The sequence below is a fragment of the Aeromicrobium sp. REDSEA-S38_B2 genome (genome assembly GCF_001628525.1).
In the GTDB taxonomy this organism is placed as follows: Bacteria; Actinomycetota; Actinomycetes; order Propionibacteriales; family Nocardioidaceae; genus Aeromicrobium; species Aeromicrobium erythreum.
Genome location: NZ_LUNH01000055.1, coordinates 1 through 21,438, shown reverse-complemented (window position 1 = coordinate 21,438; position 21,438 = coordinate 1). Strand labels below are relative to the sequence as shown.

The following is a 21,438-nucleotide window of genomic DNA, read 5'->3' as shown; positions in this document are numbered from 1 at the left end:
GTCACGATGGACCAGGTGCTGCCCGACGCCTTCGACAGCAGCGACCTCGACGCCGCCGCCGACGGCAGCAGCGGCCCCGACGCCCCCGACCAGGAGAACCCCGCGTGAGCGCAGCGCTCGACCTGCCCACACCCGACCTGACCGACCCCGCGCTCCTCGACGACCCGTACCCGCTGCTGGCGCAGTGGCGGGCCGCCGGGCCGATGCTGCGCAGCGGCGAGGGACGCTGGGTGGCCACCACCCACTCGGCCGTCAGCGCCGTGCTGCGCAACCGCGCGCTCGGCCGGCTGTGGACCGATTGGGAGCCGGCCGAGCAGATGGAGCCCTTCAACACGCTGCACCGCAACCAGCTCATGGAGAACGAGCCGCCGGAGCACACGCGCATGCGGCGCCTGCTCGCCGGGGCGTTCGCACGCGGCCACGTCGAGCGGATGGCTCCGCGCATCGAGACCCTCGCCGACGCCATGCTCGATGACCTCGAGTCCGACCTGCGGGAGGGACGTCCCGTCGACCTGCTCGCCCGCTACGCGGAGCCGATGCCGGTGTTCGTCATCGCCGACCTCCTGGGCGTGCCGCGCGAGGACCACGTGCGTCTGCGGGACTGGTCGCAGGCCATCGTGCACATGTACGAGCAGGGCGTCGGTGACGACGTCCGCGCGGCAGCGGTGCAGGCCAGCAGCGAGTTCGCGGCGTACGTGCGCGACGTGGTCGCGTTGCGTCGGGCGGAGCCGGGGGAGGACCTCGTGAGCGACCTGATCGCCGAGCGCGAGGAGGGCGCCGGCACGCGGGCCGGCGGCTTCAGCGACGACGAGCTCGTGGCCACCGTCGTGCTGCTGCTGAACGCGGGCCACGAGGCGTCGGTGAACGTCTTCGGCAACGGCATGCACGCGCTGCTCTCGCACCCCGACCAGCAGGCCAGGGTGACGGGCGGCGAGGTCAGCGCGGCCACCGCGCTCGAGGAGCTCATCCGCTACGACGCCCCGCTGCAGATGTTCGAGCGCACCGCCACGAAGGACGTCGACGTCGCGGGCGTCACCGTGCGCGCGGGCGAGACCGTCGCCTGCCTCATGGGCTCGGCTAATCGCGACCCCGCCGCCTTCGAGGCGGCCGACACCTTCGACGTCGGCCGCGACCCGAATCCGCACGTCGGCTTCGGCATGGGTCTGCACTTCTGCCTGGGCGCACCGCTCGCCCGTGTGGAGCTGGAGATCACCGTGCGCCGGCTGCTCGACCGCTTCCCGACCATCGCGCTGCACGGCGCCGCTCCGCGTCGCCCCACGTGGGTGCTGCGCGGCTACGAGTCCCTCGAGGTGACCCTGTGACCACGCACGAACCGTTCGACGCGCCCGCGGTGATCGCCGCCAAGCGCGACCGCCACCGGCTCACCGACGCCCAGATCGACTGGGTCGTCGACGCCTACACGCGCGGCGTCGTCGCGCCGGAGCAGATGTCGGCGCTGGCCATGGCGATCCTGCTCAACGGCATGGACCGCGACGAGATCTCCCGCTGGACCGGCGCGATGATCGCGAGCGGCGAGCGGATGGACTTCTCCTCGCTGAGCCGGCCCACGGCCGACAAGCACTCCACGGGCGGTGTGGGCGACAAGATCACGCTGCCCCTCGCGCCCCTCGTCGCGGCCTGCGGCGTCGCGGTGCCGCAGCTGTCGGGTCGCGGGCTCGGGCACACGGGCGGGACGCTCGACAAGCTCGAGTCGATCCCCGGCTGGCGCGCGGCCCTCAGCAACGAGGAGATGCTCGCCCAGCTCGACGACGTCGGCGCCGTGATCTGCGCGGCCGGGTCGGGCCTCGCGCCCGCCGACAAGAAGCTCTACGCCCTGCGCGACGTGACGGGCACCGTCGAGGCGATCCCCCTGATCGCCAGCTCGATCATGAGCAAGAAGATCGCGGAGGGCACCGGCGCCCTCGTGCTGGACGTGAAGGTCGGTTCCGGCGCGTTCATGAAGGACGAGGCGCGGGCCCGCGAGCTGGCCGAGACCATGGTGGCCCTCGGCAAGGACGCCGGCGTCACCACCGTCGCCCTGCTCACCGACATGTCCACCCCCCTCGGCCTGACCGCCGGCAACGCCCTCGAGGTGCGCGAGTCGGTCGAGGTGCTGGCCGGCGGCGGACCGTCGGACGTCGTCGACCTGACGCTGGCGCTCGCCCGCGAGATGCTCGCCGCGGCCGGTCGGGGCGACGTCGACCCCGCCGACGCGCTGGCCGACGGTCGCGCGATGGACGCCTGGCGGCGGATGATCACCGCGCAGGACGGCGACCCGGACGCCCCGCTGCCGACCGCCCGCGAGACGCACGTCGTGACGGCGCAGGCCGACGGCGTGCTCACGTCGCTGGACGCCTTCGCCGTCGGCATCGCCGCCTGGCGCCTCGGTGCCGGGCGTTCGCGCCCCGGCGAGGACGTGCAGGCGGGCGCAGGCGTCGAGCTGCACGCGAAGCCGGGCGACGAGGTGCGCGCCGGCGCCCCGCTGATGACGCTGCACACCGACACGCCGGAGCGGTTCGAGCGCGCGCTGGAGGCTCTCGACGGCGCGGCAGAGGTCGGCTCGGGTCCGTTCGTCCCGCGCGACGTCGTGCTGGGTCGCGTCGAGTGACGATGGCCTAGGGTCGAGGGCATGCGTGTGCTGAACGACCGGCAGGAGGTCGCCGAGTCGGTGGGGACCGAGCTCGGTGTGAGCGAGTGGGTGCAGGTGTCCCAGGAGCGGATCGACCTGTTCGCCGACGCGACCGGTGACCGCCAGTGGATCCACGTCGATCCCGAGCGCGCGGCGGAGGGACCCTTCGGCGCGACCATCGCGCACGGCTACCTCACCCTGTCGATGCTCCCGTTCCTCGGCGCGCAGGTGTACGCGTTCGCGGGCGACGTCGCCCGGGTCAACTACGGCCTCAACAAGGTGCGGTTCATGACGCCGGTGACCGTCGGCTCGAAGATCCGCAACCGCGTGAGCGTCGTCGACGTGCACGACACCGACCGCGGCCAGCAGGTCACTCTGCGCCACCAGATCGAGATCAAGGGTCAGGACAAGCCCGCCTGCGTCGCCGAGACCGTCACCGTCCTCATCGAGGCGGGCAGCCAGTCCGGCTGAGCAGCGCCTGCGGGGGTCTCGGCCCGCTGGTGCACTGCGCGGTTCATCTCGTCCTGCTGGTGCGCTGTCGTAGGGGGCCTGCCGTTGCTGCTGCGCAGCCTGCGATCGCCCTGTCATTGCTCGTGCGCTGCCTCGGCTCGCGCTGGGTGCGGTCTCCGAAAGGGCCTCGACCGGGCGGCTGGCGGGCCGGTGGTCTGGGTTCTCGGGCGGTGGCTTGCGGTGGACGCACGATTCTGCACTCACGCGAGTCAGGTCGAACTTTTCTGCGTTCACGACGGGATCCCGTAGCAAACGCAGAATCCTTCGAGTTCCAGCGCACGAACGCAGATTCTTGCGTCCCACGCGGGCCGCACCCCGAAAACCCAGCCCAGCTCGACGAGACCCCCTGCGGCAGCGCACCAGCAACCCCAGACCCCCTACGCCCCCGCCGGCCCCCGCGTTGTGTGGAGGTACTGACGAAAGCCCGACGAGAGATCGTCGTCAACCGCACACACCGTGGGTCACGCGGTCAGTACGCCGACCCACCCGCAAGCGAGACGGCGCCGACGGGGTGCCAGACGGTCTTGGTCTCGAGGAAGGCGCGGAGGCGGGCGGTGCCGGGGACGGCGGTGAAGTCGGGCTCGCGACGGGGGGAGTGGACGCGCTTCACCGTGTCGGCGGCCGCACGCTCCAGGGCGACGCGCTGGTCGGCAGGCACGCCGGTGAGGTCGAGGCCGTTGACGTCGCCGTGGCTGGCGAGCCACGGCATGATCTCGGCCTGGTCGCCGGTGAGCAGGTTGACGACGCCCGCGGGCACGTCGCTCGTCGCCAGCACCTCCGCGAACGTCACCGCGACCGTCGGGTCGGCCTGCGACGCGACGACGACCGCGGTGTTGCCGCCGGCCAGCACGGGCAGCACGGCGCTCACCAGGGGCAGCAGCGGCGACGCCGACGACGCGGCCACCGCGACGACGCCCGTGGGCTCCGGCGCGGAGTAGCTGAAGTAGGGGCCCGACACAGCGTTCGCGCCACCGAAGACGGCCGACAGCTTGTCGGTCCAGCCGGCGTAGTGCACGACCCGGTCCACCGCCGCGTCGACCTCGGCGCGCGCCTCGGCCGGCTTCACGCCCCGGCTCTGCACGATGAGGTCGGCCAGCTCGGCCCGACGGGCCTCCAGCATCTCCGCCACGCGGTACAGGACCTGCCCGCGGTTGTAGGGGGTGGCGCCGGCCCACTTCGCCAGGCCCGACCGGGCGGCGACGACGGCGTTGCGGGCGTCCTTGCGGGAGGCGAGCGCGGCGTTGGCCATGAGCGAACCCTTCGTGTCGTGCACCTGGTAGGTACGACCGGACTCCGAGCGCGGGAAGGCGCCGCCGAGGTAGAGCTTGTAGGTCTTCGCGACCGTCAGACGTGCCATCAGAGCGCTCCCTCGTCGTCGGTGTCGAGGTAGGCGGCCATGCCGGCCGTCCCGCCCTCGCGGCCGAAGCCGGACTCGCCGTAGCCGCCGAAGGAGGCGGTCGGGTCGAACTTGTTGAACGTGTTGTCCCAGACGACACCGGCCTTGAGGCCGGCGGCCATGCCCATCGCGCGCGACCCCTTCTCTGTCCACACGCCGGCCGACAGGCCGTAGGGGGTGTTGTTGGCCTTCGCGAGCGCCTCCTCGGGCGTCCGGAAGGTCAGGGTGGTCAGCACGGGGCCGAAGATCTCCTCGCGGGCCACCCGCATCGACGCGGTCGCGTCGGTGAACACGGTCGGGGCGACGAACCAGCCGCGCTCCGGCAGGGCGCAGCTGCTGGTCCAGACGCCGGCGCCCTCCTCGGCCCCGACCTCGACCAGGCCGGTGACCTTGTCATACTGCATCTGGCTGTTCAGGGCGCCGACGTCGGTGTTCTTGTCGAGCGGCTCGCCCACGCGCAGCGTCTCCACGCGCCGCTTCAGCTTCTCGAGGAACTCCTCGGCGACCGACTCCTGCACGAGCAGGCGCGAGCCGGCGCAGCAGACCTGGCCCTGGTTGAAGAAGATGCCCGACACGATGCCCTCGACGGCCTGGTCGATCGCCGCGTCGGCGAACACGATGTTCGCGCCCTTGCCCCCCAGCTCGAGGGTCAGCTTCTTGCCGGTGCCGGCGAGCTCGGACTGGATGCGCTTGCCCACGGGCGTGGAGCCCGTGAACGCGACCTTGTCGACGCCGGCGTGGTTGACGATGGCGGAACCGACGTCGCCGGCCCCCGGGAGGATGTTGACGACACCGGGCGGCAGGTCGGCGTCGGCGAGGATCTCGGCCAGGATCAGCGCGGTGACCGGCGTGGTCTCCGCGGGCTTGAGCACGACGGTGTTGCCGGCGGCCAGCGCCGGTGCGATCTTCCACGCGGCCATGAGCAGCGGGAAGTTCCACGGGATGACCTGCCCGGCCACGCCGAGCGGGCGCGGCGCGGGACCGAGGCCCAGGTGGCCGAGCTTGTCGGCCCAGCCGGCGTGGTGGAAGAAGTGCTGCGCCGCGGTGGGCACGTCGAAGTCGCGGGTCTCGCGGATCGGCTTGCCGTTGTCGAGGGTCTCGGCGACGGCCAGCTCGCGGGAGCGCTCCGCGATCGCGCGGGCGATGCGGAACAGGTACTTGCCGCGCTCGGCGCCGCCCATGCGCGACCACGGGCCGTCGTAGGCGCGGCGGGCTGCGGCGACCGCCCGGTCGACGTCGGCCGCGGACGCGGTGCTGACGGTGGTGAGGGTCTCGCCGGCCGCCGGGTTGACGGAGGTCAGGTCGTCGCCGCCGCCGTCGACGAACGCGCCGTCGAGGAAGAGCTGGTACCGCGGCTTGATCGCGGCGATCGCCGCCGACTCCAGGGCCGGTGCGTAGGTGAGGTCCATGGGTGGGTCCTTCGGTGGTGTCGGTCGACGGGGTCAGTCGACGCTGACGTAGCGGGGGCCGCTGTAGTGGCCCTGGGTCTGGGTACGACGCTGCAGCAGAAGGTCGTTGACGACGCCCGAGGCGCCGAAGCGGAACCAGTGCGGGTCGAGCCACTGCGGCCCGGCGACCTCGTGCACGGCGACGAGGTAGGCGATGGCGTCCTTCGTGGTGCGGATGCCGCCGGCGGGCTTCACCGCACGCTGCACGCCGGTGAGGTCGAAGAGGTCTCGCACGGCCTGCAGCATCACGTGGGTGACGGGCAGCGTGGCGGCCGGCGCGATCTTCCCGGTGGAGGTCTTGATGAAGTCGCCACCGGCCAGCAGCGCGAGCCACGACGCGCGGCGCACGTGGTCGTAGGTGGCGAGCTCGCCGGTCTCGAGGATCACCTTGAGCCGGGCGTCCCCGCAGGCCGCCTTCACGGCCTCGACCTGTCCGAACACGGTGGAGTAGTCGCCGGCGAGGAACGCGCCGCGGTCGATCACCATGTCGATCTCGTCGGCACCGGCCTCGACGGCGAGGCGGGTGTCGGCGAGCTTGACCTCGAGCGACGAGCGACCAGCGGGGAACGCCGTGGCCACCGACGCGACCTTGACGCCCGTGCCGGCCACGGCCTCGGCGGCGACGGCCACCATGTCGGGGTAGACGCAGACGGCCGCGGTCGACGGCGTGCCCGCCACCTCCCGGTCGGGCTGGACGGCCTTGCGGCAGAGGTTGCGCACCTTGCCGGGGGTGTCGGCGCCCTCGAGCGTCGTCAGGTCGACCATCGAGATGGCCAGGTCGATGAGGGCGCGCTTGGTGTCCTTCTTGATCGAGCGGGTCGCGAGCTGGGCCGCGCGGGCCTCGACGCCGACGGGGTCGACGGCCGGCAGCCCCTCGAGGAAGGCGCGGAGCGCGGTGTTGTCGGTGCCGCCGAGGCCCACGGCGGCACGGATCGCGGCAGTGTCGGCTGCGGCGTCGGCAACGGGGGCGGTGACGGGGGACGACGGAGTCATGGATGTCCTTCGGACGGTGGAGCGGGTGGAACGGTGGGTCGTGGTGCTGGCGAAGCAGCAGGGCGGCGGGGCCGCGTCGGTGCCGACGCGGACCCGCCGCCCCGGGTCAGCCGGTCAGCTGATGCCCTTGCAGGTGTCGGTGTCGCCCTCGTCGGTGAGGAACTCACAGAAGTCTGCCACCTGGTCCTTGGTGACGAGTCGGCCCTGCAGGACGGTGTTCTTCTCGACCTTCTCGCCGTCGGCGACCTTGAGGCTGATGCCGAGCACCTCCTTGCCGAGCACGAACGGCGACTCGGCGTGCGTGGAGTACATGGTGCCCGCCTCGATCGCCTTCAGGGCGTCGCCGATGCCGTCGTTGCCGACGACCTTGACCTGGCCCGCGAGGTTGCGTGCCTTGAGTGCCGCGACGACGCCGAGCGCCATCTCGTCGTTGGCGGCGTAGACGCCGTCGATGTCGCTGTTGCCCTGCAGGACGTTGGTCATGACGTCGAGCGCCTTGCCGCGGTCGAAGTCGGCGGCCTGCTGGGCGACGACCTCGATGTCCGGGTAGGCCTTGATGCCCTCGTTGAAGCCCTTGCTGCGGTCCTGCGCGACGTTCGTGCCGAGGATGCCCTGGATCTCGACGACCTTGCCCTTCTCACCGATCGACTCGGCGAGCGACTTCGCGGCCTCCTTGCCGGCCTGGACGGCGTCGTAGCCGATGAAGCTGGCGAGCTCGCCGCTGTCGGGCGCGCGGTCGAAGGCGACGACGGGGACGTCGGCCTTGTTGGCCGCCTCGGTCATCGTGCCGCCGGACTCGCTGCCGACGGGGTCGATGATGAGCACCGACGGCTTCTTGGTCAGGGCGGTCGTCGTCGCGTTGAGCGCCGTCTGGTCGCTGTTGTTCGCGTTCTGCACGTCGAGGTCGACACCGGAGTCCTGCGCGGCCTCCTTGGCGCCGTCGACGACGGAGACGAAGAACGGATTGTTGAGGGTGCTGATGACGAGGGTGGCCTTGACGTCCTTCTCGCCGCCGGCGTCGCCGCCGCGTCCGCAGGCGCCGAGCGTCGTGGTCATCGCCAGGGCCGCGGTGAGGGCGGCCGTCTTCTTCCAGGTGTTCACGGGGTTCCTCCAGTGGTGGTGGGTGAGGCGGTGTCCGCGTCGGCGCCCGAGCCAGGCCGTCGAGGACGGACCAGGCGCGTCAGCGCCCGGACACGATCGGAGTTGCGATCCAGGAAGATCGCCACGAGGATCACGAGACCCTTGACGACGCCCTGCAGGAACGGCGAGACGTCGAGCAGGTTGAGGCCGTTGTCGATCACGCCGAGCAGCAGCGCGCCGATGAGGGTGCCCGCGAGGGCGCCGCGGCCTCCCGCGAGGCTGGTGCCGCCGATGATGACGGCGGCGATGGCGGCGAGCTCCAGGCCGGTGCCGGCCGTGGGCTGGGCGGTGCCGAGGCGTGCGGCCAGGATGAACCCGGCGGTCGAGGCCAGGAGGCCGCTGATGACGAACGCGAGGATCTTCACGCGGTGCACCTCGATGCCGGCCAGGCGCGCGGCGTCCTCGTTGTCGCCGACGGCGTAGACGTGGCGGCCGTAGCGCGACCTCGCCAGGACGAGGCCGAAGACGACGAACGCCGCGAGCATGATCCACACCGGGTTCGGCACGCCCAGCGGGCTCGCCTGGCCGATCGCGAGGAACGTGTCGTCGTCGATCGAGACCGGGTTGCCCTGGCTCAGCTGCAGGGTGAGGCCCGAGAGCACCGACATCATCGCGAGCGTCGCGATGAACGACGGCATGCGCAGCTTCGTCACCAGCAGGCCGTTGACGAGGCCGGCGAGCGCGCCCACGCCCCAGCCGGCGAGCAGGCCGACGACGAGCGGCTGGTCCTGCAGCGTGAAGGCGGTGACGATGCTCGAGATGCCGAGGATCGCGCCGACCGACAGGTCGATCTCGGCCAGGATGATGACGTACGTCTGCCCGGCCGCGAGCAACGCGGTGACCGACGCGGCGAGCAGGACGTTCAGCAGGTTGTCCCCGGTCAGGAACAGCGGCGTGGCGATGAACAGCACGAGGCCGACGAAGAGCAGCATCCACACCGCTCGCAGCTCGCGGTTCAGGGACGTCAGCCCGGTGATGATCGGCTTCATGCGGCACTCTCCAATGCGTGCTCGAGCAGCTTCTGCTCGGTGAGGTCGTCGTCGGTGAGCTCGGCCACGACGTGGCCCTGGCGCATCACCAGGAGCCGGTCGGACATGGCGACCAGCTCGGGGAGGTCGGAGGAGACGATCACGACGGCGACGCCGGCGGCGGCCTGCTCGTTGATGATCCGGTAGATCTCGGCCTTGGCGCCGACGTCGACGCCGCGGGTCGGCTCCTCCATCATCAGCACCTTGGGGTGGGTCAGGACCCAGCCGCCGAAGAGCGCCTTCTGCTGGTTGCCGCCGGACAGGCTGCCGACCGGCGCCGAGGGCGAGGCCGTGCGGATCGAGAGCTGCTCGATGATCCGGCTCGTCTCGGCGCGCTCGCGACCGCGGTGCACGTAGGGCCCGGTGCTGTAGCGCGACAGGCTGGCCATCGAGATGTTGTCCGACACCGACTGCTGCAGGCACAGGCCCTCGGCCTGGCGGTCCGGCGGCACGTAGCCGATCCCGGCGTCGATGGCCGCCTGCGGCGCCGACGGGCGGTACGTGGTGCCGTCCACGGCCACCGAGGCCGCCGTGGTCGGCACCAGCCCGAACAGGGCGCGCAGGACGCTGCCCTTGCCGCAGCCGAACACGCCACCGATGCCGACCACCTCGCCGGCGCGGACGTCGAACGAGACGTCGGCGAAGTCCGGTCCGGCGAGCCCGCGCACCGCGAGGACGACGTCGTCGCGGGTGTGGGTCTCCTTGGGGTAGAAGTCCTCGATGGTGCGTCCGACCATGGCCGTCACGACCTCGCGCTCGTCGAGCTCGGCGGTGGGGCGCTCGAGCGCGACGGAGCCGTTGCGCAGCACGACCACGCGCTGGGAGAGCCGGAAGACCTCCTCGAGCCGGTGGCTGATGTAGACGATCGCCACGCCCGACGCGCGCAGCCGCTCGATCTGCTCGAAGAGCCGTTCGGACTCCTGCTCGTCGAGCGCCGCGGTGGGCTCGTCGAGGATGAGCAGCCGCGCGTCGTGCCCGGCGGTCTTGGCCATCTCGAGCATCTGCATCTGCGCGACCGAGAGCCGGTGGACCGGGGTGGCGGGGTCGACGTCGAGCCCGATCAGGTCGAGCAGCTCGCGGGCCTTGGCGCGCATGCGGCGCTTGCTGACGAGGACGCGACCGAACTCGGCCTGCTCGTCGAGCGTGAAGAGGTTCTCGGCGACCGTCAGGTTCGGGAAGATGTTCTGCCGGAACTCCTGGTAGATCACCTGGATGCCGTGGCCCATCGCGTCCTGCGGGCCGGTGAAGGCGACCTCCTGGCCGTCGATGACGATGCGGCCGGCGTCGGGACGGTACGCGCCGGAGACGATGCGGGTCAGCGTCGACTTGCCGGCGCCGTTCTCGCCGACGAGCGCGAGGACCTCGCCGCCCTCGACCGTCAGGTCGATGCCGCGCAGCACCTCGGTCTCGCCGAAGCTCTTGTGGATGTCGTGCAGCTCGATGCGCATGACGGCCTCAGTACGCCACGCCGGCGTGCAGCACGACGTTGGCGTACGGGGTGAACTCGCCGGAGCGCACCGCCGCCCGCGCACCGTGGCTGAGCGCCTTCAGCTCGACGTGCGGGACGAGCGTGATCGGCACGTCGAGCGCGGCGAAGCGCTCCTCCAGGGCGGCGAGCATGTCGGGAGAGTGCTCGCGGATCTCCTCGGAGATCGTGGCGCCCTCGACGACCAGCTCGTCGAGCACGGTGTCGAGCACGTCGAGGAACGCGGGCAGCCCGGGGCGGACCGCGAGGTCGACGCGCTCGACGCCGAGCGGGATCGGCAGTCCGGCGTCGGTGACGACGACGAGGTCGGTGTGCCCGGTCTCGGAGACGACCCGCGACAGCTGGCCGTTCAGGGTGGCGGTGTTCTTCCAGACGGCAGGCTCGGCGACGCGCCCCGTCGGGTGACGGCCAGCGCGCCGGCGGCCATGGCCCGGGGGAGGGCGGCGTCGAGGGTGAGCCCTGACGCGAGGCCCGCGCCGAGGTAGCCGGCGAACGCGTCGCCCGCGGCCGTCGTGTCGACGGCCTCGACGGCGGGGGCCGCGAAGTGTCGGGCGCCGTCGGCGTCGACGACCACCACGCCCTTGGCGGCGAGGGTGACGACGGCGTGCGCGACGCCGCGCTCGACGAACCAGCGCCCGGCCTGCTCGGCGGAGGCGACGTCGACCACCGGGATGCCGGTGAGGGTCGTGGCCTCGGTCTCGTTGGGCGTGACGACGTCGAGCTCGGCCCACACGGCGTCGTCGAGAGGGGCGGCGGGTGCCGGGTCGAGGATCGCGACCATGCCGGCGGCACGCGCCGCGCGGGTGGCCCGGACCATGACGTCCACGGGGGTCTCGAGCTGCGTGAGCAGCACGGACGCACGGCCCACCGCGCCGGCCACGCCGGCGTCGACGTCGGCGAGCCCGAGGTGGTCGTTGGCGAGCGGGACCATGACGATGTCGTTCTCGCCCGACGCGTCCACGCGGATGTGGGCCACACCGGTCGGGCCGTCGACCGTGCGCACGGAGGTCACGTCGACGCCGGAGGCGGCGAGCCCGCCGCGCGTGAGCTCGGCGAAGGCGTCGGTGCCGACGCAGCCGACCATCTGGGTGTCCGCGCCCGCGAGCGCGGCCGCGACGGCCTGGTTCGCGCCCTTGCCGCCGAGGACGAGGGTGAGGTCGTCGCCCAGGATCGTCTCGCCCGGGCGGGGCAGACGCTGGGAGAAGGTCGTGACGTCGGCGGTGATGCTGCCGATCACCAGGACGCCGGAGGGGGTGGTCATGCGGGGCTGCCTTTCGGGACGGGCCCCGTCGACCCGCGGACGACCAGCTCGACCGGGAGGGTGACGTGGGCGGTGGGGGCGTGCTCGTCGGCGTGCAGGCGCTCGACGAGCAGGCGGGCCGCCGCGGCGCCCTCCTCGACGTCAGGACGCGACACGACCGTGAGCGGCGGGTCGAGCAGGCTGGCGAGCGGCAGGTCGTCGAAGCCGACGACGGACAGGTCGTCCGGCACCCGCACGCCGAGGGCGCCGAGCGTCACGAGTGCGCCGGCCGTCATGAGGTTGTTCGCGACGACGACGGCGGTGGGTCGCTGCGGGAGTCGCCAGAGGTCGGCCATGTGCAGCCGGCCGCTCTCCTCGCGGAAGTCGCCGCGCCGCACGAGCGCCTCGTCGACCTCGATGCCGTGGCCCGCCATGGCGGCGAGGAACGCCTCGTGGCGCATGCGGCCGGGCGTGGAGTCGACGCGGCCGCTGATGGTCGCGATCCGGGTGTGGCCGAGCCCGACCAGGTGGTCGACGGCCTGCTGGATGCCGGCGGTGTTGTCGACGAGGACGCGGTCGACGTCGGGGCCCGAGGAGGTCTCGCGGTCGACGAAGACGAGCGGGTGACCGGCCTGCGCCAGCAGGTCGGGGATCTCGTCGTTCTCCGACAGCGGCGCCATGATGAGACCGTCGGTGCGCTGGGCCAGCTCGCGGACCAGGGCCTCCTCCCGCTCGGCGTCCTCGTCGCTGTTGCCCAGGATCACCTGGAGCCCGTGCGGGCGGACCTCGCGCTCGATGCCCTTCACGAGGGCGGCGAAGAACGGGTTGGAGATGTCGGGGACGATCACGCCGATCGACTGGTGACGACCCGACTTCAGGCTGCGGGCGACGAGGCTCGGCCGGTAGCCGAGCTCCTCGATGGCGCGGCGGACGGCCTCCTCGCTGCGGATGCGCTGGCCGGCGAGGTAGCGCGTCACGGACGCCGTGGACACACCGGCCGCCCTCGCCACGTCTTGGATGTTCGCCATGCCTGCTGCCCTCCGTGCTGCTGTCCTCGGCGCTGTCGCCGGTGCTGTCCCCGGAATTCCTCATAGGGTGTTATCGATAACACTGTTATCGATGACAGTGACCGTAGTCACAGGTCGGTCCGGTGTCAAGCGGCCCCCCGCCCCGGCCGCGGTCGGGCGCTCCCGCGGGCGTGCCACGATGTGCGCGTGAGCCTGACCGCCGACCAGATCCGCCGCGCCCCGAAGGTGGCGCTCCACGAGCACCTCGACGGTGGCGTCCGCCCGTCGACCGTCGCCGAGATCGCGCAGGAGGTCGGGCACCCGCTGCCCGCCCCGCCGGACCAGCTGGGGATGTGGTTCGCCGACGCCGCCAGCTCCGGATCGCTGCCGCGGTACCTGGAGACGTTCGAGCACACGGTCGCGGTCATGCAGCGTCCGCAGGACCTCGCCCGCGTGGCCCGCGAGTCGGTGCTGGACCTGGCCGCCGACGGTGTCGTCTACGCCGAGCTGCGGTGGGCGCCCGAGCAGCACCTGCAGGGTGGCCTGACGCTCGCCGAGACGGTCGAGGCCGTGCAGGCGGGCATCGACGAGGGCCGCGCCGAGGCGGCCGCCGAGGGCACGCCGATCGTCGTCGGCCAGCTGCTCACGGCGATGCGGCACGCGCAGCACGGCCTGGAGATCGCCGAGCTCGTCGTCGAGTACCGGGACCGGGGCGTCTGCGGCTTCGACATCGCCGGCGCCGAGGACGGCTTCCCGCCGATCCTGCACCTCGAGGCGTTCGAGTACCTACGTCGCGAGAACGCCCACTTCACCATCCACGCCGGCGAGGCGTTCGGCCTGCCGTCCATCTGGCAGGCCATCCAGCGCTGCGGTGCCGACCGCCTGGGCCACGGCGTCCGGATCATCGACGACATCGACCTCGCGGCCGAGGGCGGACCCCGGCTGGGCCTGCTCGCCGCCTACGTGCGCGACCGGCGCATCCCGCTGGAGATGTGCCCCTCCTCGAACCTCCAGACGTCGGCCGTCCCGGGCATGCGCTCCATCGCCGACCACCCGATCGGCCTGCTCAAGGAGCTCGGGTTCCGCGTGACGGTCAACTGCGACAACCGGCTGATGAGCGGCACCTCGATGAGCCGGGAGATGCAGCTGCTCGTCGACGCCTTCGGCTACGGCGCCGACGACCTGCGCTGGTTCACGGTCAACGCCATGAAGAGCGCGTTCCTGCCGTTCGACGAGCGCCTCGCGCTGATCGACGACGTCATCAAGCCGCGCTACGCGGCCCTCTAGGTCGGGCTCGCGGACTCAGGAGCAGGCCGACTCGACGCGACGGACGGCACGGGTCACGACGTCGTCCTCACCACCGTCCAGAGGCTGGTAGGCCGCGGGGTCGTCGAGGTAGTCGATGATCTGGCCGACCGGGTCCTTCAGGTGTCGCGGGCCCGACAGCACGACGCGGAACATCTCCTCCTGCAGTGGGCCGCGGTCGACCGCAGGCCCGTCCGCAGCCGCGAGCGCGCGAGCCACGAGTCCGTCGTCGCCGACCAGTGCGGGGCACGGGTCCGACGGGTCGAGGCTCGGGGGAGCGGCAGTGGCGCTCGGTGAGGCCGACGCGTCGGCGAGCGCGCTGTCGCCCGACCCGCTGCACGCGGCGAGCAAGGCGAGGCTGACCGCGGCGAGCACTGCGAGGGGCACGCGGTCCCGGGACGTCGTGCGAGTCATGGCGGCACGCTAGCGCGCAGCCGCGCTGCTCACCAGGGACCGCGTCGGGCCCGACGTCCTCGGATCATCTCGTGGACGGGCGACGCAGCGCCCGCCGCGCCTGGCGCGGGGTCATCGGCGTGCAGCCGGCGGCCACCGCCTCGGCGACGACCCGGTCGTCGTCGTTCTTCAGCCGCCAGCCGCGTCGCACCAGCACCCACGGGCTCTTGCGCCCCTCGCGCAGGTCGCGCGCGAGGCGGAGCCCGAACGTGACGAGGCGGTGCCGGCGCAGGCAGATCGCCTGGTCCAGGAGGCCCGCGTCGCGGCACGCCGCCACGACGACCGGCGCGAACAGGCCCTCGGCGATGAAGCGGTCGCCGACCTGCAGGTGCTGCGTGCCGGTCCGTCGGCTCGCAGCGATGTCGTACACCGGCACGTCGGCCTCGCCGGCGGCGCACAGCTCCGCGATCGACCCGACCGCGGCCACCGCGTCCCAGGAGGCGGGGTCGTCCCAGTCGGGGATGCCCAGGCTCGAACGAGGCAGGTGGGGGTCGTCGCCGTCGCGGTAGAAGTCGTCGAGGCGCAGCACCGACCAGCCGAGCACCTCGGCGAGGTGGGACTTGCCGACCCCCGACGGGCCCGCCACCACCACGACCCGGACGCCCCGACGCTCACGCACGGCCACGATCCTAGGCCCGCGCTCCCGTTACCTGATCGTTACCCTGCGACCCATTGACGCGGGCCGGGGCGTCGGGTGTGATGCCTCCATTGGTCCGGCGCCGAACGGTGCGGGGGGACCGACGGCACCGTGACGGACCGCGACCGCGAGAGGCGGTCGTCGGCCCTGTCCCGACGGCCGCGGTTCACCCGGACGTCGTCTCGACGGCCCCGCGGGGACGCCTCGACCTCCTCAGATAGGCCTGCCCGTCCGAACGTCGAAGGAATCCCTGTGAAGAACGTCCTGCGCTGCGCCGCCGCCACCCTCGCGGCGGTCACCGCCGCCTCGGTGCTCGGCGCCGTCCCGGCCTCCGCGGCCGACCCCGTCACCATCCAGGTGCTCGACATCAACGACTTCCACGGTCGCCTCGACGCCAACACGGTCAAGTTCGCCGGCACGGTCGAGCAGCTCAGGGCGCAGGGGGGCGAGGACAACACGCTCTTCATCTCCTCCGGCGACGACATCGGCGCGTCCCTCTTCCCCTCGCAGGTGCAGCAGGACGGGCCGACCCTCGACGTGCTGAACGCGCTGGACCTGGACACCTCCACGGTCGGCAACCACGAGTTCGACCGCGGTGCCGCCGACCTCCTCGGCCGTGTGGCGGACCGGTCGGACTTCCCGCACCTCGCGGCCAACGTCATCGACACCTCCACCGGTCGACCGGTGCTCCCGCCGTCGGCCACCTTCGAGGTCGGCGGCCTCGACGTCGCCGTGGTCGGCGCGGTCACCCAGGAGACCCCGGCCCTCGTGTCGCCCGACGGCATCACCGGGCTGCGCTTCACCGACCCGGTCGAGGCCGTGAACACCGAGGTCGAGCGCCTCGAGCGCCTGACCGACGCTCCCGACGTCATCGTCGCCAGCTACCACGAGGGTGCACAGAACGGCACCACCGCGGGCGGCACCCTCGAGAGCGAGCTCGCCAAGGGCGGCGCCTTCGCCGACATCGTCACCAAGACCGACCCCGACGTCGACGCCATCTTCAACGGGCACACCCACCAGACCTACGCGTGGGAGGCGCCGATCCCCGGGCGCTCCGGCACCCGACCGGTGCTCCAGACCGGCAGCTACGGCGAGAACGTCGGCCGGGTCCAGCTGACCGTCGACCCCGCGACCGGGGCGGTCACCGGGCACACCCAGGCCAACGTCGCCCGCGTCACCACCGCCAACGAGACGCTCGTCGCCACCTACCCGCGGGTCGCCGAGGTCGCCCGGATCACCGACGCCGCCCTCGCCAACGCCACCGAGGTCGGGCGTCGCCCGGTCGGTGAGGTGACCGAGGACATCACCACGGCCGGCTACGCCGACGGTGGTGCGAAGCGCGACGACCGCGCCAACGAGTCCACGCTCGGCAACCTCGTGGCCGAGATGTACCGCTCCGAGGTGTCCCGAACGGCGGTGGGCCGCGACGTGGACCTCGGCATCGTGAACCCCGGCGGCCTGCGCGACGACCTCGAGTTCGCGGGCACCGGCGGCACCAACACCGACGGCGTCGTCACCTTCGGCGAGGCGGTCTCCGTGCTGCCGTTCGCCAACAGCCTTTTCGTCGTCACGCTGGACGGCCGTCAGCTGAAGACGGTCTTCGAGCAGCAGTGGCAGCGCACCGCCGCCGGTGCCGTGCCCAGCCGTGCCTACCTGCAGCTCGGCACGTCCGACAACGTCCGCTACACCTTCGACGCCACCCGCCCGGAGGGCGATCGGATCACGTCGCTGTGGGTCGACGGCGAGAAGGTCTCGCCGGAGAAGACCTACGACGTCGCCGTGCCGAGCTTCCTGGCCTCCGGCGGCGACAACTTCCGCGCCTTCGCGGCCGGCGCGCGTCGTGACACCGGCCTGGCCGACCTCGACGCCTGGACGACCTACCTGTCGAAGAACCAGCCGGTGTCGCCGTCCTTCGCCCGCCACGCCGTCGAGGTGCGCGGCCTGCAGCAGTCCTACCGCGCCGGCGGCGCCTTCGAGGTCACGCTGCCGCGCCTGGACCTGACGTCGTCGGGCAGTCCGGCGAACCGGTCCGTCTCGGCCCGCCTGCTCGACGGCGACCGCGTCGTCGCCAACCTCGGCGCCCGTGCCGTCACCAACGGTGCGGCGACGATCGCCGGCCGGCTGCCCAGCAAGGTCGCCGGCGACCTGGTCCTGGAGGTCCGTGCCTCCCGCAGCGGCACGCTCGTCACGGTCCCGATCTCGATCAAGGGCGCCACGATCGAGGCGACGGCCTCCACGGTCGCCTTCGGCGACGACGCCACCGTCTCGGTGGCGGTCACCGCCCCGGGCGCCGCGCCCAGCGGCACGGTGGAGGTCCGTGACGGCGAGACCACGCTCGGCACCGGCACCCTCGACGCCGAGGGTCGCGCCGACGTGAGCATCGACACCGAGCGCATCGGTGCCGGCACGCGCGAGCTGACCGTCGTCTACTCCGGCGACACCGACCTGCCCGAGGCCACCGGCAGCGTCGCCGTGACGGTCGAGAAGGCCGCCACGTCCGCCACGGTCGACGTCGAGGAGAACCCGCGCCGCGGCGCCCCCGTCGACCTCACCGTCGACATCACCTCGGCCACCGGCACCCAGCCCACGGGTCAGGTCCGGGCCGAGCTCGACGGCACGGTCCTCGGCACCGCGACGCTGTCCGGCGGGAAGGCCACCATCGAGGCCGACACGTCCAGCCTGCCGATCGGCACCACCACCGTCGAGATCGTCTACGTCGGCGACGACGACCACGCCACGTCGACGACGACGGCCGCCGTCGACCTCGCCAAGGGCGTCGTGAGCCTCGCCGTGACTCCGCCGACCGCCACGCCCTACGGCACCTCCACCGTGATCGAGCTGAGCAGCGACGACGACGCCCGCGGTCTCGTCTTCGCCTCCACGTCGGACGGCACCGTCGTCGGCGTCGGCACGATCACCGACGGCTCGGGACGCGTCAGCCTCGACCGGACCGCCCTGCGGCCCGGCGAGCACACGCTCGAGGTGTACTTCAACGGCAGCGCCGACTTCGAGCCGGTGACCGTCCCGGTCACGGTGACGGTCACCAAGGCGACCTCCGCCACCTCGGCGTCCGTGCGCCCGACGAGCGTCGTCCGCAACCGCGGCAAGGCCACGGTGGCGGTCACCGTCCGCACCGCCGGCTTCACCGCCGACGGCGGCGCGATCGTGGTGCGCGTCGGTTCGAAGGTCGTCGGTCGCGGCGAGCTGCGCGACGGCAAGGCGTCGGTGACCCTGCGTCCGTTCACGAACACCGGCCGCAGGACCCTGACGGTCTCCTACTCCGGCAACGATCTCGCGAAGCCGTCGACGGGCCGCGCCACGCTCACGGTCCGCTCTCGCTGACCGCCGACCGTCGACACCATCCCTCGAACCAGGAGACCCCTGTGTCCAGATCATCCTTCTCGCGTGCGCTCCGGCTCGCCCTGGCCGGCGGCCTGGCCACCGGCGCGCTCGCTGCGGCGCCGGCAGCCCAGGCGGCACCCGCCGACCACCTCGTGATCGACGAGGTCTACGTGAACGGCGGCTCCAGCGGGGCGTCGTTCAAGAACAAGTACGTGGAGGTGCACAACCCCACCGGGAGTCCCGTCGACGTCGCGGGCTGGTCGGTCCAGTACCGCTCCGCCACGGGCACCGGGAACTTCTCGGGTGTGATCGCCCTCGGTGACCACACCGTCCCCGCGGGGGGCACCCTGCTGGTCGGTGCGAACAGCAACAACGCGACCACCAACCCGGGGGCCGACCTGCCGACGCCGGACGTCGCGTCGACCGTCGCGTTCGCCGGCGGCGGAGGCACCCTCGCCCTCACCCGCACGACGACGCCCCTCACCGGCGCCCCGTCGACGGTGCTCGCCGACCCCGCCGTCGTCGACCTGGTCGGGTATGGGAGCTCCACCACCTTCGAGGGCTCAGCGGCGGCCACCGGCACGAGCCTGACGAAGGCGGTCCGCCGCACCGGCGGCACCGACACGAACGACAACCGGGCCGACCTGTCGGCCGCCGACCCGACGCCCACGGCGTGCGGCACGGCGTGCGACTCCGCGCCCGCCCCGGTCGAGCCCGCCCCGGTCGTCCCGATCGCGGAGATCCAGGGAACCGGCACCGCGAGCCCGATCGTCGGACAGCGGGTCACGACCCGCGGCGTCGTGACCGCGGCCTACCCCGACGGCGGCTTCGACGGCGCGTACATCCAGACCGAGGGCACGGGCGACGTCGACGTCGACACCCACCGCGCGTCCACGGGTCTGTTCGTGGCGTCGGCCGCGCTGGCCGACGACGTCGAGATCGGCGACCACCTCGAGGTCACCGGCACCGTGGAGGAGTCCAGCGGACTCACCCAGCTCGCCGTCCCCGCCGGTGGCTGGACGGTCCTGACCGAGCCGGCCGTCGCGCCGAAGGCCGCCGAGGTCGCCTTCCCCCTGGACGACACCCAGCGCGAGTCGCTGGAGGGCATGCTCCTGGCGCCGCAGGGCGCGTACACGGTCACCAACAACTTCGCCACGAACTCCTTCGGCGAGGTCGGGCTCGCCGCCGGCACCCGACCGCTGCCCCAGCCCACCGACGTGGTGCGTCCGCGTACGCAGGCCTACACCGACCTCGTGGCCGACAACGCCCGTCGACTCATCACCCTCGACGACGGGGCGAGCGTCAACTACGTCAACGGCAGCAAGGACGTCCCGCTGCCCTGGCTGACCGCCGACAACGAGGTGCGCCAGGGAGCACCGACGACCTTCGTGGCGCCGGTCGTGCTCGACTTCCGCTTCGGCTGGAAGCTGCAGCCCACCACGCGCCTCACCGGTGTCGCTGACGCCCCGGCCACCTTCGGTGCCACGCGCGCGCAGGAGCGCACGCCCGCCCCGGTCGAGGGCGAGCTGAAGCTGGCCTCGTTCAACGTCCTGAACTACTTCCCGACGACGGGCGAGAAGTACGTCGCCTCCGGTCGCGGCACCTGCACGTACTTCCGCGACCGTGCCGGCACGCCCATCACCACCAACTCGTGCACCAACAACGGCCCGCGTGGTGCGGCCACGGACGAGAGCCTGGCGCGTCAGCAGACCAAGATCGTCAAGGCGATCAACGGCCTCGGCGCCGACGTCGTCGCGCTGCAGGAGCTCGAGAACTCCGCCACCCTCGGCCAGCCGCGCGACACGGCGCTGCAGACCCTCGTCGCAGCACTGAACGCCGACGCGGGCGCCGACGTCTGGGCGGGTGCCGCCTCGCCGACCACCGTGCCGAGCACGGGCGAGGACGTCATCCGTCCGGCGTTCATCTACCGCACCTCGACGGTCGAGACGGCCGGCGAGGCGCGCATCCTCGACGACCCGGCCTTCGCCAACGCCCGTGCCCCGCTCGCCCAGGAGTTCCGGGCCAAGGGCGTGGCCGACAGCGACTTCGTCGTGATCGCGAACCACTTCAAGTCCAAGGGCTCGGGGTCGGGCGAGAACGCCGACCAGCGCGACGGCCAGGGTGCGTCCAACCCCGACCGCGTGCGTCAGGCGCGAGCCCTCGTGGCCTTCGTGGACGACGTGGAGAAGTCCGCCGGCACCGACCGCGTCCTCCTGGCGGGCGACTTCAACTCCTACTCCAAGGAGGACCCGATGCAGGTCCTCGAGGACGCCGGGTTCACGAACGTGACCGACCGCTTCTCCGAGGAGGACACCTACCAGTTCGGTGGACTGCTCGGGTCGCTCGACCACGTCTTCGCCTCGCCCAGCGCGACGCGCCGGGTCCGTGGGGCCGACGTGTGGCGCATCAACGCGCCCGAGGCGATCGCCCGCGAGTACAGCCGCTTCAACTACAACGTCACCAACCTCTTCGACACGTCGCCGTTCCGCGCCAGCGACCACGACCCGACGATCGTCGGTCTCGACGTGAGCCCGGCCGCCGGCGAGCTGGCGGTGGACGGACCGCGCACCCGACGCCTCGGCGACGTGGTCGACGTCGACGTGCGGGTGAGCTCCTCCCTCGAGGGCGTCGTGCCCGCGGGCGAGGTGACGCTGCGCGACGGTGACACCGCGCTCGGCACGGCCACCCTGGACGGCGGCCGGGCGACGATCGCCCTGAGGACCGCGGACCTCGGTGTCGGCACGCACGTGCTGAGCGTCGAGTACGCCGGCGACGCGGAGACGCGTCCGGTCTCGGCGGAGTACCGCATCACGGTCCTGAAGAG

Annotated in this window: 17 protein-coding genes; 6 read left to right on the top strand and 11 right to left on the bottom strand. The window is 72.5% G+C overall.

What is annotated here, in order from left to right; translation table 11 throughout:
• Positions 1-104: 104 nt before the first annotated feature.
• Genes A6Q81_RS12030 through A6Q81_RS12020 form a run of 3 tightly spaced genes read left to right on the top strand, consistent with a single transcriptional unit; the run spans position 105 to position 3,100 of the window.
• Positions 105-1,322, top strand: a complete 1,218-nt coding sequence (locus tag A6Q81_RS12030; RefSeq protein WP_236749813.1) for a cytochrome P450 — start codon at positions 105-107, stop codon at positions 1,320-1,322.
• Positions 1,319-2,608 carry a thymidine phosphorylase gene (locus tag A6Q81_RS12025; protein ID WP_067855004.1) on the top strand — a complete coding sequence of 430 codons (1,290 nt, stop codon included), beginning with the start codon at positions 1,319-1,321 and terminating at the stop codon, positions 2,606-2,608. The genes A6Q81_RS12030 and A6Q81_RS12025 overlap by 4 nt, the downstream gene beginning before the upstream one ends.
• A gap of 21 nt (positions 2,609-2,629) precedes the next feature.
• Positions 2,630-3,100, top strand: a complete 471-nt coding sequence (locus A6Q81_RS12020; RefSeq protein WP_067855010.1) for a MaoC family dehydratase — start codon at positions 2,630-2,632, stop codon at positions 3,098-3,100.
• Between the two features lie 508 nt (positions 3,101-3,608).
• Here A6Q81_RS12020 and A6Q81_RS12015 read toward each other — a convergent pair.
• The 9 genes from A6Q81_RS12015 to A6Q81_RS11975 all read right to left on the bottom strand — a co-directional run bounded on the left by A6Q81_RS12015 (position 3,609) and on the right by A6Q81_RS11975 (position 12,898).
• A complete protein-coding gene (locus A6Q81_RS12015) occupies positions 3,609-4,496 on the bottom strand; it encodes an aldehyde dehydrogenase family protein (RefSeq protein WP_067855013.1) in 888 nt (295 codons plus the stop codon).
• The gene (locus A6Q81_RS12010) at positions 4,496-5,944 is read right to left on the bottom strand and encodes an aldehyde dehydrogenase family protein (protein ID WP_286690583.1); all 1,449 of its coding nucleotides are present in this window, start codon (positions 5,942-5,944) and stop codon (positions 4,496-4,498) included. Before A6Q81_RS12010 ends, A6Q81_RS12015 begins: the two co-directional genes overlap by 1 nt.
• A 33-nt stretch (positions 5,945-5,977) precedes the next feature.
• Positions 5,978-6,976, bottom strand: coding sequence for a deoxyribose-phosphate aldolase (gene deoC, locus A6Q81_RS12005; RefSeq protein WP_286690582.1), 999 nt, complete (start codon positions 6,974-6,976; stop codon positions 5,978-5,980).
• A gap of 114 nt (positions 6,977-7,090) precedes the next feature.
• A complete protein-coding gene (locus tag A6Q81_RS12000; protein ID WP_253021930.1) occupies positions 7,091-8,077 on the bottom strand; it encodes a substrate-binding domain-containing protein in 987 nt (328 codons plus the stop codon).
• Positions 8,074-9,105 (bottom strand): ABC transporter permease, encoded by a 1,032-nt coding sequence (locus A6Q81_RS11995; protein ID WP_286690581.1) that lies wholly within the window; start codon positions 9,103-9,105, stop codon positions 8,074-8,076. Before A6Q81_RS11995 ends, A6Q81_RS12000 begins: the two co-directional genes overlap by 4 nt.
• Entirely contained in the window at positions 9,102-10,592 is a 1,491-nt protein-coding gene (locus A6Q81_RS11990; protein WP_286690580.1) for a sugar ABC transporter ATP-binding protein, read from the bottom strand. Before A6Q81_RS11990 ends, A6Q81_RS11995 begins: the two co-directional genes overlap by 4 nt.
• Before the next feature lie 7 nt (positions 10,593-10,599).
• On the bottom strand, positions 10,600-10,971 hold the full coding sequence (gene rbsD / locus A6Q81_RS11985; RefSeq protein WP_286690584.1) for a D-ribose pyranase: 372 nt from the start codon (positions 10,969-10,971) through the stop codon (positions 10,600-10,602).
• Positions 10,972-10,979: 8 nt separating this feature from the next.
• Entirely contained in the window at positions 10,980-11,891 is a 912-nt protein-coding gene (locus tag A6Q81_RS11980) for a ribokinase (protein ID WP_286690579.1), read from the bottom strand.
• On the bottom strand, positions 11,888-12,898 hold the full coding sequence (locus tag A6Q81_RS11975) for a LacI family DNA-binding transcriptional regulator (RefSeq protein ID WP_286690578.1): 1,011 nt from the start codon (positions 12,896-12,898) through the stop codon (positions 11,888-11,890). The genes A6Q81_RS11980 and A6Q81_RS11975 overlap by 4 nt, the downstream gene beginning before the upstream one ends.
• Before the next feature lie 186 nt (positions 12,899-13,084).
• Here A6Q81_RS11975 and A6Q81_RS11970 point away from each other — a divergent pair, with 186 nt between their 5' ends.
• On the top strand, positions 13,085-14,164 hold the full coding sequence (locus tag A6Q81_RS11970) for an adenosine deaminase (RefSeq protein WP_202967706.1): 1,080 nt from the start codon (positions 13,085-13,087) through the stop codon (positions 14,162-14,164).
• Positions 14,165-14,179: 15 nt separating this feature from the next.
• Here A6Q81_RS11970 and A6Q81_RS11965 read toward each other — a convergent pair whose 3' ends face one another.
• Positions 14,180-14,596 (bottom strand): hypothetical protein, encoded by a 417-nt coding sequence (locus A6Q81_RS11965; RefSeq protein ID WP_286690577.1) that lies wholly within the window; start codon positions 14,594-14,596, stop codon positions 14,180-14,182.
• A 64-nt stretch (positions 14,597-14,660) separates the two neighbouring features.
• Positions 14,661-15,254: an ATP-binding protein gene (locus A6Q81_RS11960; RefSeq protein WP_083516569.1), complete on the bottom strand. Its 594-nt coding sequence runs from the start codon at positions 15,252-15,254 to the stop codon at positions 14,661-14,663.
• A 270-nt stretch (positions 15,255-15,524) separates the two neighbouring features.
• On the opposite strand from A6Q81_RS11960, the gene A6Q81_RS11955 reads away from it, so the two are divergent.
• Positions 15,525-18,614 carry an Ig-like domain repeat protein gene (locus A6Q81_RS11955; protein WP_286690576.1) on the top strand — a complete coding sequence of 1,030 codons (3,090 nt, stop codon included), beginning with the start codon at positions 15,525-15,527 and terminating at the stop codon, positions 18,612-18,614.
• Between the two features lie 41 nt (positions 18,615-18,655).
• Positions 18,656-21,438: ExeM/NucH family extracellular endonuclease (locus tag A6Q81_RS11950; protein WP_286690575.1), on the top strand; the 2,783-nt coding region annotated here is incomplete at its 3' end.

What these genes read in the sequence shown, in the direction of transcription:
- A6Q81_RS12020 (WP_067855010.1), top strand. Translation starts at nt 2,630, where the DNA reads ATGCGTGTGCTGAACGACCGGCAGGAGGTCGCCGAGTCGGTGGGGACC.
- A6Q81_RS12015 (WP_067855013.1), bottom strand. Translation starts at nt 4,496, where the DNA reads ATGGCACGTCTGACGGTCGCGAAGACCTACAAGCTCTACCTCGGCGGC.
- A6Q81_RS12010 (WP_286690583.1), bottom strand. Translation starts at nt 5,944, where the DNA reads ATGGACCTCACCTACGCACCGGCCCTGGAGTCGGCGGCGATCGCCGCG.
- deoC (WP_286690582.1), bottom strand. Translation starts at nt 6,976, where the DNA reads ATGACTCCGTCGTCCCCCGTCACCGCCCCCGTTGCCGACGCCGCAGCC.
- A6Q81_RS11995 (WP_286690581.1), bottom strand. Translation starts at nt 9,105, where the DNA reads ATGAAGCCGATCATCACCGGGCTGACGTCCCTGAACCGCGAGCTGCGA.
- A6Q81_RS11990 (WP_286690580.1), bottom strand. Translation starts at nt 10,592, where the DNA reads ATGCGCATCGAGCTGCACGACATCCACAAGAGCTTCGGCGAGACCGAG.
- A6Q81_RS11980 (WP_286690579.1), bottom strand. Translation starts at nt 11,891, where the DNA reads ATGACCACCCCCTCCGGCGTCCTGGTGATCGGCAGCATCACCGCCGAC.
- A6Q81_RS11975 (WP_286690578.1), bottom strand. Translation starts at nt 12,898, where the DNA reads ATGGCGAACATCCAAGACGTGGCGAGGGCGGCCGGTGTGTCCACGGCG.
- A6Q81_RS11965 (WP_286690577.1), bottom strand. Translation starts at nt 14,596, where the DNA reads ATGACTCGCACGACGTCCCGGGACCGCGTGCCCCTCGCAGTGCTCGCC.